General features: G+C 59.1%; 11 protein-coding genes. 4 read left to right on the top strand and 7 right to left on the bottom strand.

The annotated features are described in order from the left end of the window. Window positions 1–7: 7 nt before the first annotated feature. Complete coding sequence (gene infB / locus VWZ87_RS13410; RefSeq protein WP_416534319.1) at window positions 8–2,488, top strand: translation initiation factor IF-2; 2,481 nt, start codon at window positions 8–10, stop codon at window positions 2,486–2,488. A gap of 106 nt (window positions 2,489–2,594) precedes the next feature. Here infB and VWZ87_RS13405 read toward each other — a convergent pair whose 3' ends face one another. The 4 genes from VWZ87_RS13405 to VWZ87_RS13390 all read right to left on the bottom strand — a co-directional run bounded on the left by VWZ87_RS13405 (window position 2,595) and on the right by VWZ87_RS13390 (window position 5,371). Further along, on the bottom strand, window positions 2,595–2,729 hold the full coding sequence (locus VWZ87_RS13405; RefSeq protein ID WP_340547165.1) for a hypothetical protein: 135 nt from the start codon (window positions 2,727–2,729) through the stop codon (window positions 2,595–2,597). 163 nt (window positions 2,730–2,892) lie between these two features. Further along, window positions 2,893–3,291: an 8-oxo-dGTP diphosphatase MutT gene (gene mutT, locus VWZ87_RS13400; protein ID WP_340547166.1), complete on the bottom strand. Its 399-nt coding sequence runs from the start codon at window positions 3,289–3,291 to the stop codon at window positions 2,893–2,895. Next, a complete protein-coding gene (argJ, locus tag VWZ87_RS13395; protein ID WP_416534318.1) occupies window positions 3,288–4,517 on the bottom strand; it encodes a bifunctional glutamate N-acetyltransferase/amino-acid acetyltransferase ArgJ in 1,230 nt (409 codons plus the stop codon). Before argJ ends, mutT begins: the two co-directional genes overlap by 4 nt. A 2-nt stretch (window positions 4,518–4,519) precedes the next feature. Further along, window positions 4,520–5,371, bottom strand: a complete 852-nt coding sequence (locus tag VWZ87_RS13390; RefSeq protein WP_416534317.1) for a peptidylprolyl isomerase — start codon at window positions 5,369–5,371, stop codon at window positions 4,520–4,522. A gap of 177 nt (window positions 5,372–5,548) precedes the next feature. Between VWZ87_RS13390 and secA the strand changes: the two genes are divergently transcribed. The 3 genes from secA to VWZ87_RS13375 all read left to right on the top strand — a co-directional run bounded on the left by secA (window position 5,549) and on the right by VWZ87_RS13375 (window position 10,887). Then, complete coding sequence (secA, locus tag VWZ87_RS13385) at window positions 5,549–8,236, top strand: preprotein translocase subunit SecA (RefSeq protein ID WP_340547169.1); 2,688 nt, start codon at window positions 5,549–5,551, stop codon at window positions 8,234–8,236. Window positions 8,237–8,373: 137 nt separating this feature from the next. Next, on the top strand, window positions 8,374–9,306 hold the full coding sequence (locus VWZ87_RS13380; RefSeq protein WP_416534316.1) for a hypothetical protein: 933 nt from the start codon (window positions 8,374–8,376) through the stop codon (window positions 9,304–9,306). Between the two features lie 24 nt (window positions 9,307–9,330). Further along, window positions 9,331–10,887 (top strand): substrate-binding domain-containing protein, encoded by a 1,557-nt coding sequence (locus VWZ87_RS13375; RefSeq protein ID WP_416534315.1) that lies wholly within the window; start codon window positions 9,331–9,333, stop codon window positions 10,885–10,887. Window positions 10,888–10,902: 15 nt separating this feature from the next. Here the strand turns inward: VWZ87_RS13375 and radC are convergent, their stop codons facing one another. From radC to dnaK, 3 genes are all read right to left on the bottom strand, one after another. Further along, window positions 10,903–11,667 carry a RadC family protein gene (gene radC, locus VWZ87_RS13370; RefSeq protein ID WP_416534314.1) on the bottom strand — a complete coding sequence of 255 codons (765 nt, stop codon included), beginning with the start codon at window positions 11,665–11,667 and terminating at the stop codon, window positions 10,903–10,905. 128 nt (window positions 11,668–11,795) lie between these two features. Next, entirely contained in the window at window positions 11,796–12,959 is a 1,164-nt protein-coding gene (gene dnaJ, locus VWZ87_RS13365) for a molecular chaperone DnaJ (protein WP_340547173.1), read from the bottom strand. A gap of 76 nt (window positions 12,960–13,035) precedes the next feature. After that, a complete protein-coding gene (gene dnaK / locus VWZ87_RS13360) occupies window positions 13,036–14,955 on the bottom strand; it encodes a molecular chaperone DnaK (RefSeq protein ID WP_340547174.1) in 1,920 nt (639 codons plus the stop codon). Between the last annotated feature and the right edge of the window lie 39 nt (window positions 14,956–14,994).

Genomic DNA, 14,994 nt, shown 5'->3' with positions numbered 1-14,994 from the left:
GAGCTTTATGAGCGATAGTGACGGCAAAAAGACGTTGGGTCTTCGTGGTGGGTCCCGGCCCGGGAATGTGAAACAGAGCTTCAGCCACGGTCGGACCAAGAATGTCGTGGTGGAAACCAAGCGCAAACGCGTTGTGGTCCCCAAGCCGACCGCGGCCAAGGGGGGCTCAGGTGCGACGCCGTCCGGTGACGCATCGCGGCGTCCGGCTGGCATCAGCGATGCAGAGATGGCGCGCCGCCTGAAGGCGTTGCAGGCCGCCAAGGCCCGCGAAGTAGAAGAAGCGCAGCAGCGCGAAGCCGAGGAAAAGGCCCGTGCCGAAGAGCGTGAGCGCCGCCGGGCTGAACAGGAAGCCAAGGAACGTGAACAGCGCGAAGCTGAAGAGCGTGCCCGCCAGAAGGCTGAAGAAGAAGAGCGCAAGCGTGTCGAAGCTGAGGCTGCTGCGCAGCGTGCGGCTACTGATGCCGAAAAGAAAAAGTCGGAACCGGCTGCGGCCCGTCCCGAGCCGGGCCCATCTTCGCAGCCTCGTAAGGGGGATCGCGAACGTGATGACCGGCAGAACCGCAATGCCAAAGGCCGCAACGAAGGCGGTGGCCGTCGCTCCGGTAAGCTGACACTTGGTCAGGCGACCGGTGGTGAAGGTGGTCGTCAGCGCTCCATGGCGTCGATGAAGCGTAAGCAAGAGCGCGCACGCCAGAAGGCCATGGGCTCGGTCGAGCGTGAAAAGGTTATTCGTGACGTCCAGCTGCCCGAGGCGATTGTCGTCTCGGAGCTGGCAAACCGGATGGCCGAGCGCGTCGGCGAGGTTGTCAAATCGCTGATGAACATGGGCATGATGGTCACTCAGAACCAGACCATCGACGCGGATACTGCCGAGCTGATCATCGAAGAATTCGGCCACAACGTGGTGCGTGTTTCTGATTCGGATGTTGAAGACGTCATCAAAGAGGTCAAGGACAAGGAAGATGACCTTCAGCCGCGTCCTCCTGTGATCACCATCATGGGTCACGTTGACCACGGTAAGACGTCTCTGCTGGATGCGATCCGCGACGCGCGGGTTGTTGCAGGCGAGGCGGGTGGCATTACCCAGCACATCGGTGCCTATCAGGTGAAAACCGAAGGCGGGGCTGTGTTGAGCTTCCTCGACACGCCGGGCCACGCGGCCTTTACCTCTATGCGTTCGCGCGGTGCGCAGGTCACGGATATCGTGGTCCTTGTTGTGGCTGCAGATGACGCTGTGATGCCGCAGACCGTCGAAGCAATCAACCACGCCAAGGCGGCGGGTGTTCCCATGATCGTGGCGATCAACAAGATCGACAAGCCGGCCGCAGACCCGATGAAAGTCCGCACCGATCTGCTGCAGCATGAAGTTGTCGTGGAAGCGATGTCTGGTGAAGTACAGGATGTGGAAGTCTCTGCCGTAACTGGTCAGGGTCTGGACGAGCTGCTGGAAGCCATTGCGCTGCAGGCGGAAATCCTCGAACTGAAGGCCAATCCGGATCGCGCGGCTCAAGGTGCCGTGATCGAGGCACAGCTGGACGTGGGTCGCGGACCTGTGGCCACGGTGCTGGTTCAGAACGGCACCCTGCGTCAGGGTGATATCTTTGTTGTCGGTGAGCAGTACGGTAAGGTCCGTGCGCTGATCAACGACAAGGGTGAGCGGGTTCAGGAAGCTGGCCCCTCGGTTCCGGTCGAAGTGCTGGGTCTCAATGGTACACCCGAAGCAGGCGACGTTCTGAACGTCACCGAAACCGAAGCGCAGGCCCGCGAGATCGCCGAGTACCGCGCCCAGGCCGCCAAGGACAAGCGCGCAGCGGCCGGTGCCGCGACCACGCTGGAACAGCTGATGCAGAAGGCCAAGGAGGACGAAAATGTCTCCGAGCTGCCGATCCTGGTTAAAGCTGACGTGCAAGGCTCTGCCGAAGCCATCGTTCAGGCGATGGAGAAGATCGGCAATGACGAAGTGCGTGTTCGCGTGCTGCACTCCGGCGTTGGCGCCATCACCGAGAGCGATATCGGTCTGGCAGAGGCCTCTGGTGCTCCTGTCATGGGCTTCAACGTGCGTGCCAACACATCGGCACGGAACTCGGCAAACCAGAAGGGCGTCGAGATCCGCTACTACTCGGTCATCTATGACCTCGTCGACGATGTGAAGGCGGCGGCGTCCGGCCTGCTGTCAGCTGAGATCCGCGAGAACTTCATCGGCTATGCAGAGATCAAGGATGTCTTCAAGGTATCCAACGTTGGCAAGGTTGCGGGCTGTCTCGTGACCGAAGGTGTGGCACGCCGCTCCGCTGGCGTCCGCCTGCTGCGTGACAACGTTGTGATTCACGAAGGTACGCTGAAAACTCTCAAACGCTTCAAGGATGAAGTGGCAGAGGTTCAGTCCGGTCAGGAATGCGGCATGGCGTTTGAGAATTACGATGATGTCCGCAAGGGTGATGTGATCGAGATCTTCGAACGTGAAGAAGTGACCCGCACACTCGACTGATCCACGATCATAGCATGAATAAAAAAACCCCGGCCAAACCAGGTCGGGGTTTTTTCGTGGCTGGTTCAGGGAGGAGAAACCAGTCTGCTAAGGAGAGTGTGGGGGATCAGGCGGCGCGGCCGACCGGTTCACCTTCGTAGGTTTTGCTACCGACGCGCACCGAAATCTTGCCATCGGGCAAGCTGCGCACGAATGTGCCTTGGATGAAGATAAATGCACCCTGCTTAATCGTTCTGATCATGATCGCTACCGCCTCTTGCCGTCAGAAATACCGACATTACGCTGCCTGTTGGCTCTCAGGGTTAACGAAAAAAGTTAATGATTGATTGATGCACGTAAAGGATACCGCCGCAGGACGCGGCGGCGGCTAAGCCGTTCTGTGCGGGAAACCGGGCAGACCGGAACTAGAGCCAGTCCCGCAGGATCGGGATCAGCGGCACATCGGCCGCCGGCATGGGGTAATCACGCAGGTTCTGCGCGCGGACCCATTTCAGTGTCTGCCCTTCTTTCGCCTGCGGGATACCCTCCCATTTACGACAGGCAAATAGCGGCATCAGCAGGTGAAAATCTTCATAGCTGTGGCTTGCAAAGGTCAGCGGTGCCAGACAGGACGCCCAGGTGTTGATGCCGAGCTCCTCTTCCAGTTCGCGGATCAGCGCCGCCTCGGGCGTTTCACCGGGCTCGACCTTGCCGCCGGGAAATTCCCACAGACCCGCCATCGACTTTCCCTCGGGGCGCTGAGCAAGCAGCACGCGCCCCTCGATATCAATCAACGCAACCGCAGATACCAGTACGGTCTTCATGACCGGTAGTCCGCGTTAATGGTGATATATTGGTGCGTAAGGTCACAGGTCCAAACAGTGCTCTGCCCCTCTGCCAATCCCAGATCAACCTTGATGACGATCTCCGACTTCTTCATTTCGGTGGCGCCGGCTGCTTCGCGATAGCTTGGCGACACCCAGCCTTTTTCGGCGACCAGTACATCGCCAAAGGAGATGGACAGCTTGTCCCGATCGGCGGCTGCCCCGGATTTGCCGATTGCCATCACGACGCGGCCCCAGTTTGGATCCTCCCCGGCAATGGCCGTTTTGACCAGCGGCGAATTGGCAATCGACAGGCCATGAACCTTGGCGTCGTGGTCATTCATCGCGCCGGTCACCTGGATCTCGACGAATTTGGTCGCGCCCTCACCATCGCGCACAACTTGATGCGACAGGTCCAGCATGACTGATTCCAGCGCCTCGGCGAATTCAGAATGTCCGGTTACATCAACGCCAGAGGCGCCAGTGGCACAGAGCATCAGACTGTCCGAGGTCGATGTGTCGCTGTCCACCGTGATGCAGTTGAAGGTCCGGTCACAGGTTTGCGACAGAAGCTCCTGCAACGCCGACTGCGGCATCTTCGCATCTGTGAAGATATAGACAAGCATGGTCGCCATGTCGGGGGCGATCATACCTGACCCCTTGGCAATCCCCGCGATAGAGACTGTTTTTCCGTCGATCTCGATTTTCGCGCTGGCCCCTTTGGCAAAGGTGTCCGTTGTCATGATCGCGCCGGCAGCAGCTTCGATGGCGGTGGCGTCCAACCCATCCTTCAGCGCCGCGATCTGGGCGACGATGCGGTCGTGCGGCAGTGGTTCGCCGATGACTCCGGTTGATGCGGTGAACACCCGTGCAGCCGGAACTCCCGTGCATTCTGCTACACTGCGGGTGATCTCGGCAACCGAGGTTTGACCATAGTGCCCGGTAAAGGCGTTTGAATTGCCGGAGTTCACGAGGATTGCCGCGCCGTGCGCGGTGTCGTTTTCTGCCGAAGCAAGTTTTGCCTGACAGTCCAGAACGGGGGCGGAGCGGGTCGCGGAGCGGGTAAAGACGCCGGCGACGGCCGTTCCGGGTGCCATCACCGCGAGCATAACGTCCGTACGATCCTTGTATCTCACGCCGGCGGCTGCCGATGCGAATCTAACACCGGTGATTTCCGGCAGCTCGGGGAAATGGTCTGGTGCAAGCGGAGAGCGGGGCAGTGCCATTTTCAGTTCCTAACCAGGTCAAGGTTTTTCAGGATTGCGGGGTCTAGATCTTCGATCTCAGGGCGTTCAATCGTTGCCGAGGTGGTCAGGGAGAGTACGCGCTCTTCTACCGCGTCCTGGCGCATCTGCGCTGCAAGCTCTTCGCGGACCTCGTCAAAGGTAGGCGCAGCAGAGGTGCGCCGTTCGTTGAGCTTGATCACATGCCAGCCGAACTGGGTTTGAACCGGTTCGGAGACGTCACCGGTACGCATCGCGAGGACGGCTTCTTCAAATTCCGGGACCATGCGCCCCTTGCCAAACCAGCCGAGCTCCCCACCGTTCGGGCCGGAGGGACCGGTCGACCGTTCGCGCGCTAGAGTGGCAAAATCAGCACCAGCCTCCAGCTCGGCGCGAATTTCGGCTGCATCCTCCTTGCTCTCGACCAGAATATGCGAGGCGTTGAATTCATCACCGCCGGTTCCGTCGGTGTATTTCTCGTCGTAGGCGGCGCGAAGGTCCTGTTCGGAGGCGGCACCCTCCATCACCTTTTCGATGACATCAGCGGCCAGCAGCGAACGGGCTTCGTTCTCGAGGGAGAGTTCGACGTATTTCGGAACCTCGCCATTCAGTTCCTGTTTCAGGCTGGTTTGCTGAATCAGCTGGTCCAGAATTGCGTCATAGAGAACATCATCCGGCAGCTGCTGATACTGCTGCGGCAGCGTCGCGCGGGCGATGATCATGTGACCAATCGTGATCTCTTCGCCATTCACCTTTGCAACCACTGTATTGGCATGTGGTTCGGCCACAGCGGGTATGGGCAGTGTCAAGGCGGCCGTCAGGGCCAGCCCCGACAAATAAGTGAGACCTTTGCGCATTGAATTCTTCCTATTCTCTGGCCACGGCTGGGCGTAGCGTTGACACCGTATTTGCGGGACCTTACATCGCCATGAGGCCTTTGACAGGACCGCTGTTCCATCATTGTTTATGAGTTGCAAGCGGGGCGGGCAAGCCTGCCAACGCCAGGGGCCAATGACAGGACGGTTGGAGAACACATGCTGGGTATCGGAACACTCGCCAAAAAGGTTTTCGGCACGCCGAATGACCGCAAAATCAAGGCGACACGGCCGCTGATTGCCAAGATCAACGCGCTGGAGCCCGAGTTCGAGAAACTCAGCGATCAGGAGTTGCAGGACAAAACCGCCGAGCTGCGCAAGCGCGCCGGTGACGGAGAGAGCCTGGATGACCTTCTGCCCGAGGCTTTTGCCAACGTACGCGAGGCGGCGCGGCGTGCGCTGGGGCTGCGGGCCTTTGATACGCAGCTCATGGGTGGCATCTTTCTGCACCAGGGCAATATTTCCGAGATGAAGACCGGTGAGGGTAAAACCCTCGTTGCGACCTTCCCGGCCTATCTCAATGCGCTGACCGGCAAGGGCGTGCATGTGGTGACGGTGAACGAATACCTCGCCAAGCGCGACAGCGAGTGGATGGGCAAGGTCTTTGCGCAACTCGGCATGACCACCGGCGTGATCTGGTCCGGCCAGCCTGATGCAGAGAAGATGGCTGCCTATCAGAGCGATGTCACTTATGCGACCAACAACGAGCTGGGCTTTGACTACCTGCGCGACAACATGAAGCCGAGCCTCGATCAGGTTTTCCAGAAACACCATAATTTCGCGATTGTGGATGAGGTCGACTCGATCCTGATCGACGAGGCGCGTACGCCGCTGATCATCTCAGGTCCGGCGGAAGATCGCTCGGAACTCTACTCGACCATCGACAAGATGATCCCGCTCCTGAGTGATGATCACTATGAGCTGGACGAAAAAACCCGCGGCGTGACCTTCACCGAGGATGGCAACGAATACCTCGAGCAGCAGTTGATCGCCCATGGCCTGCTGGAAGAGGGAGCGTCACTGTATGATCCTGAGAGCACTACGGTAGTACATCACGTCAACCAGGCGCTGCGGGCGCATAAGCTGTTCCAGCGCGACAAGGACTACATCGTGCGCGATGGCGAGGTGGTGCTGATCGATGAATTCACCGGTCGGATGATGGCCGGTCGCCGCCTTTCCGAGGGTCTGCATCAGGCCATCGAAGCCAAGGAAGAGGTTAAGATTCAGCCCGAGAACACAACGCTGGCCTCCGTGACCTTTCAGAACTACTTCCGCCTCTACAGCAAGCTGTCCGGGATGACCGGCACAGCGATGACCGAGGCCGAGGAATTTGCCGAGATCTACGGTCTGGGTGTGGTCGAGGTTCCAACCAACCGACCAATCGCTCGTAAGGATGAGGACGATCAGGTCTACCGCACGGCTGTCGAGAAATACCGTGCGATGATTGAAGAGACCAAGAAGGCCCATGAAAAGGGCCAGCCTGTTCTTTTGGGCACGACCTCGATCGAAAAATCCGAGCTGCTCAGCCAGATGCTGGAGAAAGAGGGCATCAAGCACAACGTGCTGAACGCTCGTCACCACGAACAGGAAGCCAAGATCGTGGCGGAGGCCGGTCGTCTGGGCGCTGTGACCATCGCTACCAACATGGCCGGCCGCGGTACTGACATTCAGTTGGGCGGTAATGTGGAGCTGAAGGTGCTGGATGCGCTGGACGCCCAGCCCGATGCCGACCCGGTTGCCCTGCGCACCGAGGAAGAGGCCAAACATGCCGCGGAAAAGCAGAGTGTTCTGGACGCAGGTGGCCTGTTCGTGATGGCTTCCGAACGCCACGAGAGCCGCCGGATCGACAACCAGCTGCGCGGTCGCTCCGGTCGCCAGGGCGATCCGGGTCGCACCGTGTTCTACCTCAGCCTTGAAGATGATCTGATGCGCATCTTCGGGTCAGAGCGGCTGGACAAGCTGTTGTCGACCCTTGGCATGAAAGAGGGCGAGGCGATCATTCACCCTTGGGTGAACAAGTCGCTGGAACGCGCCCAGGCAAAGGTCGAAGGCCGCAACTTTGACATGCGTAAGAACGTTCTGAAATTCGACGACGTGATGAATGATCAGCGCAAGGTAATCTTTAACCAGCGCCGCGAAATCATGGCTGCTGAAGATCTGTCCGAAATTGTCGGTGATATGCGTCATGAGGTGATCGACGATCTTCTCGATGTGCATATGCCGGCCAAGACCTATGCCGACCAATGGGACAGCGAGGGCCTGCAGGCGCAGGTCCGCGAGAAACTCGGGCTTGATGTCCCCGTGGTCGACTGGGCTGCCGAAGAAGGCGTCGATGACGAGCAGATCCGCGAACGTCTGGTCGCCGCCAGCGATGCCAAGATGGCAGAAAAGACCGAAGCGTTTGGTGCTGAAACCATGCGCAATATCGAAAAGCAGGTTCTGCTTCAGACCATCGACGCAAAATGGCGCGAACATCTTCTGACGCTGGAACATCTGCGTTCTGTGGTGGGCTTCCGTGGCTACGCGCAGCGTGATCCGCTCAATGAATATAAGAATGAGAGTTTCCAGCTGTTTGAAACCATGCTCGATACGCTGCGTGAAACCGTCACTCAGCAGCTCGCACATGTGCGCCCCATCAGCGAAGAAGAGCAGCGCCAGATGATGATGCAGCTGGCCGCCCAGCAGGCGGAACTGCAAAGGGCCGCTGCTGGCGCTGCGTTGCCGGAGGCACCAGCCGATGGGTTTGTTGAAGACGATCCCTCGACATGGGGCAATCCATCTCGCAATGACAAATGCCCTTGTGGGTCTGGCAAGAAGTTCAAACACTGCCATGGCAGCCTCAGCTGAGGCGCCGGACAGGTGACATAGTCTGGCGAAAACAGTGAAAATTGCATGCTTTCGCCAGATTCTCAGCAAGGGGCGGCCATCAATTGGTCGCCTTTCTGCGTCACGGTTCCTTAACCTTTTTGGGTAAGGAGTCGGTAATGATCAGCAAACGTACAGCCTTGATGAGCGCGGCCACCCTCTGTAGCGCACTCGCGATCGGTCTTGTTATGCAACATGCCGATGGCGGTCCGCAGGCGACTGCAGAAGCCGCGGTTCCTGCGAAGGGGCTTGCGGTTGCGGCCGTAGACAACCTGCCAGACCTCTCGACCGATGGTGCCCTTCAGATTGAGGCGATCAGCCTCACTGCGGCCACACCTGCTTCCGGCGGCGAGGGCGAAGCCCGTCAGGCCGGGCGTCATGACCCAGAGACCACCTGCGATATGACAGCAGAAGCCGTCGCCAGCCCGATGGCAGAGGTGCGTTTGACGATCTTGTCCCTTTGCCGTCCCGGAGAGCGGTTGACCATTCATCACAATGGAATGATGTTCTCCAGCCGCCTGGACGATACCGGCGCGCTGACCGTTCAGGTGCCGGCACTTTCTTCTACCGCAGTTTTTATCGTCGAGCCGAAAACAGGCCGTGGTGCAGTGGCGACAACTTCGGTGCCTGATCTAAATCTGGTCAGCCGGGTGGTCCTGCAATGGGCTGGCAATAGCGGTTTTGAACTGCACGCGCGCGAGTTTGGCGCGGGGTACGGCAGCGCTGGTCATGTCTGGCGCGGTGCTGATCTTACAGCTGGCCGGGGGTCGGTCGTGCAGCTTGGCGATGCCTCGCAGCTGGCGCCGCGTTTGGCAGAGATCTACAGCGTTCCACGGCTTGGCGGCGACCGTAGTGGTGTGATCGACCTGACAGTCGAGGCCGAGGTGACCGCGATCAATTGCGGTCGTGACGTTTCGGCGCAGACGCTTGAACTGCGCGATGGAAACCTGCGCACCCGTGATCTGACACTGGCGATGCCTGATTGTGCCGCTACGGGTGATTTTCTTGTGTTGAATAATTTGCTAGAAACACTGAAAATCGCCGCAAATTAACTAGCGGTTTATTCAGGATTTCTCATGGCTTTGCTTCGTGCGGCGGTAGGCGCCGCACTCTTTCTTGTCGCTGGAATCTTGCCGCTCAATGCGCAGGATGTGACCCTTTCCTCACCTGACGGCGCCGTTGAGATCACCGGGAATATTCTGGGTTTTGATGGTGAATTCTATCGCGTTGATACGAAGTTCGGTGAACTGACGGTTGATGGGTCTGGCGTCAGCTGTGAGGGGCCCGGCTGCCCGAGCCTGTCTGATTATGTTGCGGAGATTACCCTGTCGGGTTCTTCCACCATGGCAGAGGTTCTGTTACCGGCGCTGATCGAAGGGTTCGCACTCAGAAACGGTTTCCAGACCCGGCGAGATCCGATGCCCGACAATAACTTTGACTATGTGTTACTGCGCGACACAGGTCGAGTCGCCGCCAGGTTCAGCTTTTTTGTCAGCAATACCGACGAAGGGTTTGCCGATCTTCTGGCCAATGAAGCCGATATCGTGATGGCCCTGCGCGAAATCCGCAGCGCGGAGCGTGAGCGCGCGCGTGAGGCTGGAATGGGGGATATGACAGGGTCACAACGCAGTCGCGTTCTGGCGCTGGACGCCATGGTTCCGGTGGTGGCACCGGGGAACCCTGTGCGCTCGATTTCGGTGTCGAATCTCGCGCGCGTTCTATCCGGGGATCTGAAAAACTGGTCTGAGCTGGGTGGGGCTGACGCGCCGATCTCTCTTCATTTGCCCGTCGCGGGCTCTGGCTTGGCTCAGGCGATTTCTGACCGGCTTGAGCCGCCAAATATTGCGGCGCTTGGCAGTCGTCTGCGGCGCCACGACCGTGGCAGCACCTTGGTGCGAGTCGTTGCGACAGATCCCTTTGCCCTTGGGCTGGCGAACTTTGCCGAAACATCGACCGCACGCGTCCTGACCCTGCGCGGCGCGTGTGGCTTCTCGCTGCGGGCCAATCGCCGGTCAATCAAGACAGAAGACTATCCGCTGACTGCGCCGATGTTTCTATATCTCCCGTCACGACGGTTGCCCAAGCTTGCGCGGGATTTTCTGAGTTATGTTCGCGGCCCCGCGGCGCAGATTGTGATCCGCAGAGCCGGGTTCGTTGATCAGGCACCAGAGAGAATTTCGATGAATGTTCAGGGCGACCGTCTGGCCAATGCCATCAGCGCAGCCGGGCCGGAGGTCTCCCTTGCGGAGTTGCAGAGATTGGTCAGTCGCCTGGACGGTCTGCAGCGGTTGACCACGTCGTTTCGCTTTGAACCGGGATCGACCCGCCCCGATGCGCAATCGCGAAGCAATATCAATCAGCTCGCCCGGTCCCTGGAGGCTGGGGCCTATGATGCGCGGGAGCTGGTTTTTGTCGGCTTCTCAGATGGCGATGGCCCGGCGAGCGGTAATAAATCCATTGCGTTGAAACGAGCGGAGGCGGTGCGAGATGCGGTCATCGCGGCAGCTGAAACCGCGAATCTCGAGCGGACCGAAATAGCGGTGGAGGCCTTTGGTGAGGCGCTGCCGATGGCCTGTGAAGACCAGCGATGGGGCCGACAGGTCAATCGACGGGTCGAAGTCTGGGTTCGATAAAAGAGCTTTAGACCGCTAGAGATATCCTTCGGAGCGAAAGCTCAGTTCGCGAGATTTTCCGATGATCAGATGATCATGCAGAATGATATCCAGAGTGGCGAGTGCCCGCGCAACCCGGTCGGTCATCTCGATGTCGCTCTGCGATGGGGTCGGGTCGCCCGACGGGTGATTATGTACCAGGATCAGGGCGCTGGCGCTTATTTCAAGGGCCCGCTTGGCGATCTCTCGCGGGTAGACCGGCACATGATCGACGGTGCCCCTGGCCTGCTCCTCATCCGCGACCAGAGTGTTCTTGCGATCCAGGTAGAGGACACGGAACTGTTCGGTCTCACGATGGGCCATGACGGTATGGCAATAGTCCAGAAGCGCGTCCCAAGAGGACAAGACCGGTCGCTGCATGATTTTGGCGCGGGCCATTCGATGGGCGGCAGCCTCCAGGATCTTAAGATCCGCGACGACAGCCTCGCCGATGCCATTCACCTTCGAGAGACGTTCAGGGGGCGCGGTGATAACCCGGTTGAAATCTCCGAAGGTCTCAAGCAGGAGCCGGGCCAGAGGTTTGACATCGCGGCGCGGAATGGATCGAAAGAGCAGAAGTTCCAGCAACTCATAGTCCGGCATCGCAGCCGCGCCCCCGTCCATAAAACGCTCGCGCAACCGCGCGCGGTGATCCCTGATATAGGAGGGCAGGCGCCGCTCTGGCGGGGAGGCAGGCCCCATCTCTGCGCTGTTGGGGAACAGCGGGAGAGAGACATCCTGAAACGCGGGATCCTTGGCCATAGGCTATGCTGTGGCCATCGTGGTTGAGGAAGGGTTAATGCAAATGGATCACCATGCGGCCAGCCGCAAAACCAACGAAAAAAGCGCCCCATTGGGGCGCTTAATATTGGTTTAGAATGGGGAGGGGGTCAGCCCTTCATCCCGTCCCAGAAACTTTTCACGGAGGAGAAGAAACTCCGGCTTTCCGGGTTGGTGTTGTCCTCGGAAAGATCCTCGAATTCACGCAGCAGTTCCTTCTGCCGGGCGGTGAGGTTCACCGGGGTTTCCACCGCCAGTTCTATGAACATGTCACCGGTTGCACCGCCGCGCAGGGCAGGCATGCCCTTGCCACGCAGGCGCATCTGGCGGCCGGACTGGCTGCCTTCCGGGATCTGCACACGGCCACGGCCACCATCAATGGTCGGAACTTCTATGGCGCCGCCCAATGCGGCCTTTGCCATGGATACCGGTACCCGGCAGTATAGGTTGTTTCCATCCCGCTCAAACAGGTCATGTGCGGAGACTTCAACAAAAATATAGAGATCACCGGGAGGACCACCGCGCATACCGGCCTCACCCTCGCCGGCAAGGCGAATGCGGGTGCCGGTTTCCACGCCTGCCGGGATGTTCACCGACAGGGAGCGATCTTTCTCTACACGACCATGGCCCTGGCAGGATTTGCAGGGGTTCTTGATGATCTGGCCAAGGCCGGAGCAGGTGGGGCAGGTGCGCTCCACCGTGAAGAAACCCTGCTGCGCGCGAACCTTGCCCATACCGGAACAGGTCGGGCATGTCGTTGGTTCCACTCCGCCCTCAGCGCCAGTGCCTTCGCAGGATCCACAGGCGACAGCGGTCGGTACGTTGATCGTTTTGTGCATCCCCGCAAAAGCATCCTCAAGCGAGATGCGCAGGTTGTAGCGCAGATCCGAGCCGCGCGCGGCTCGTTGCCGTCCGCCACCCTGGCCGCCGCGTCCACCCATGAAGTCGCCGAACAGATCGTCGAAGACATCTGAGAAGGCAGACGAAAAGTCGCCGCCGCCAAAGCCCTGGCCGCCTTGACCGCCGCGTTGGCCGCCGCCCATGCCGTTTTCAAAGGCGGCGTGACCGTAACGATCATAAGCGGCCTTCTTCTCAGGGTCCTTCAGGACATCGTAGGCCTCATTGGCCTCCTTGAACTTCCCCTCGGCTTCGGGATTGTCCTTGTTCCGGTCGGGGTGCAGCTCTTTGGCCTTCTTGCGAAAGCCTTTCTTGATTTCATCGGCGGTGGCCCCTTTGGACACCCCGAGAACGTCATAGTAATCTCGTTTGGACATCGGAATACCCTTCTTGCCGCAACGAAAGCGGGCCGGCCCGGGGTTCGGACCGGCCCGCTTTGGCCAAAATCAGACCTTAACGCTTGTTGTCGTCCAGATCTTCGAATTCGGCATCGACAATGTCATCATCACCGGGGCCTGAAGCCTCATCCGCGGCGGCGGGTTCATCCGCGGCCTCTTCCTGGCTCGACTTGTAGATCGCTTCGCCTAGCTTCATGGCGGCTTCGGTGACGTTCTGAACGCCAGACTTGATCTTGTCGGCGGTGGATTTCTCGTTTTCGAGGTCATCCTTCAGCGCGGCAATGGCCAGTTCGATTGCTTCGATGGTGGTCGGGTCCACCTTGTCCGCATGCTCTTCCATCGATTTCTCGGTGGAGTGAATCAGGCTTTCGGCCTGGTTCTTCGCTTCGATCAGCTCGCGACGTTCCTTGTCTGCCTCGGCATTGTCCTCGGCATCCTTGACCATTTTTTCGATATCCTCATCGGACAGACCACCGGAGGCCTGGATGGTGATATTCTGCTCTTTACCAGTCGCCTTATCCTTGGCGCCAACGGACACGATGCCGTTTGCGTCGATGTCGAAGGTCACTTCGATCTGCGGCATGCCGCGCGGTGCGGGCGGGATGTCCTCAAGGTTGAACTGGCCGAGCATCTTGTTGTCGGCCGCCATCTCGCGCTCACCCTGGAACACACGAATGGTCACGGCGTTCTGGTTGTCTTCGGCGGTAGAGAACACTTGGCTCTTCTTGGTCGGGATGGTGGTGTTGCGGTCGATCAGTCGGGTGAAGACGCCACCGAGGGTTTCGATACCCAGGGACAGCGGTGTCACGTCGAGCAGAACAACGTCTTTCACGTCGCCTTGCAGAACACCGGCCTGAATGGCGGCGCCCATCGCAACAACCTCATCCGGGTTCACACCCTTGTGGGGGTCTTTGCCGAAGAATTTGCTGACTTCCTCGATCACCTTGGGCATGCGGGTCATACCGCCGACCAGAACAACTTCGTCGACGTCAGATGCCGAGAGACCGGCATCTTTCAGCGCAGCGGCGCAGGGCTTCATCGACGCCTTGATCAGATCGCCAACCAGGCTCTCCAGCTTGGCACGGGTCAGTTTCATGACTAGGTGCAGCGGCTGGCCCGAGGACGGATCCATCGAGATGAACGGCTGGTTGATTTCGGTCTGGCTGGAGGAGGACAGCTCAATCTTGGCTTTTTCAGCGGCTTCTTTCAGACGCTGCAGAGCCATTTTGTCCTTGGTCAGGTCGACGCCGTGCTCTTTCTTGAATTGGTCTGCCAGGTAGTTGACGATGCGCATGTCAAAGTCTTCACCACCAAGGAACGTGTCGCCATTGGTGGATTTCACCTCAAACAGGCCGTCGTCGATTTCAAGAATGGTCACGTCGAAGGTACCGCCACCAAGGTCATAGACCGCGATGGTTTGGGTTTCTTCCTTGTCCAGACCATAGGCCAGGGCCGCTGCTGTTGGTTCGTTGATGATGCGCAGCACTTCGAGACCGGCAATCTTGCCGGCGTCTTTGGTGGCCTGACGCTGGGCGTCGTTGAAATACGCAGGCACGGTGATGACGGCCTGGGTCACTTCTTCACCGAGGTAGGACTCGGCGGTTTCTTTCATCTTGCCCAGGATGAAAGCAGAGATCTGCGACGGGGAGTATTTCTCACCCTTGGCTTCGACCCATGCGTCACCATTGCCGCCGTTGATTACAGCGAAAGGCAGGTTTTTCTTGTCTTTGGCCAGATCGCTGTCATCGAACCGGCGACCAATCAGGCGCTTTACGCCGAATACGGTGTTGTCCGGGTTGGTGACGGCCTGACGTTTGGCAGGCTGGCCCACCAGACGCTCATCGTCGGTGAAGGCTACGATCGACGGCGTGGTACGGGCGCCCTCAGCGTTTTCGATAACGCGAGGCTGCGATCCGTCCATGATGGCCACACAGGAGTTGGTGGTCCCGAGGTCGATTCCGATAACTTTGCTCATTTTCGATCCCTTTTCACTTTCTAAGGCGATTACCCGAGG

Source organism: Phaeobacter sp. JH20_37 (assembly GCF_048056015.1).
Taxonomy (GTDB): Bacteria; Pseudomonadota; Alphaproteobacteria; order Rhodobacterales; family Rhodobacteraceae; genus Phaeobacter; species Phaeobacter bryozoorum.
The sequence above is the reverse complement of the archived record's forward strand: the minus strand, read 5'-3'. Positions and strand labels throughout refer to the sequence as shown.

Excerpts from the sequence above, each read along its gene's own strand:
- infB (WP_416534319.1), top strand. The coding sequence starts at position 8 with ATGAGCGATAGTGACGGCAAAAAGACGTTGGGTCTTCGTGGTGGGTCC.
- VWZ87_RS13405 (WP_340547165.1), bottom strand. The coding sequence starts at position 2,729 with ATGATCAGAACGATTAAGCAGGGTGCATTTATCTTCATCCAAGGCACA.
- mutT (WP_340547166.1), bottom strand. The coding sequence starts at position 3,291 with ATGAAGACCGTACTGGTATCTGCGGTTGCGTTGATTGATATCGAGGGG.
- argJ (WP_416534318.1), bottom strand. The coding sequence starts at position 4,517 with ATGGCACTGCCCCGCTCTCCGCTTGCACCAGACCATTTCCCCGAGCTG.
- VWZ87_RS13390 (WP_416534317.1), bottom strand. The coding sequence starts at position 5,371 with ATGCGCAAAGGTCTCACTTATTTGTCGGGGCTGGCCCTGACGGCCGCC.
- secA (WP_340547169.1), top strand. The coding sequence starts at position 5,549 with ATGCTGGGTATCGGAACACTCGCCAAAAAGGTTTTCGGCACGCCGAAT.
- VWZ87_RS13380 (WP_416534316.1), top strand. The coding sequence starts at position 8,374 with ATGATCAGCAAACGTACAGCCTTGATGAGCGCGGCCACCCTCTGTAGC.
- VWZ87_RS13375 (WP_416534315.1), top strand. The coding sequence starts at position 9,331 with ATGGCTTTGCTTCGTGCGGCGGTAGGCGCCGCACTCTTTCTTGTCGCT.
- radC (WP_416534314.1), bottom strand. The coding sequence starts at position 11,667 with ATGGCCAAGGATCCCGCGTTTCAGGATGTCTCTCTCCCGCTGTTCCCC.
- dnaJ (WP_340547173.1), bottom strand. The coding sequence starts at position 12,959 with ATGTCCAAACGAGATTACTATGACGTTCTCGGGGTGTCCAAAGGGGCC.
- dnaK (WP_340547174.1), bottom strand. The coding sequence starts at position 14,955 with ATGAGCAAAGTTATCGGAATCGACCTCGGGACCACCAACTCCTGTGTG.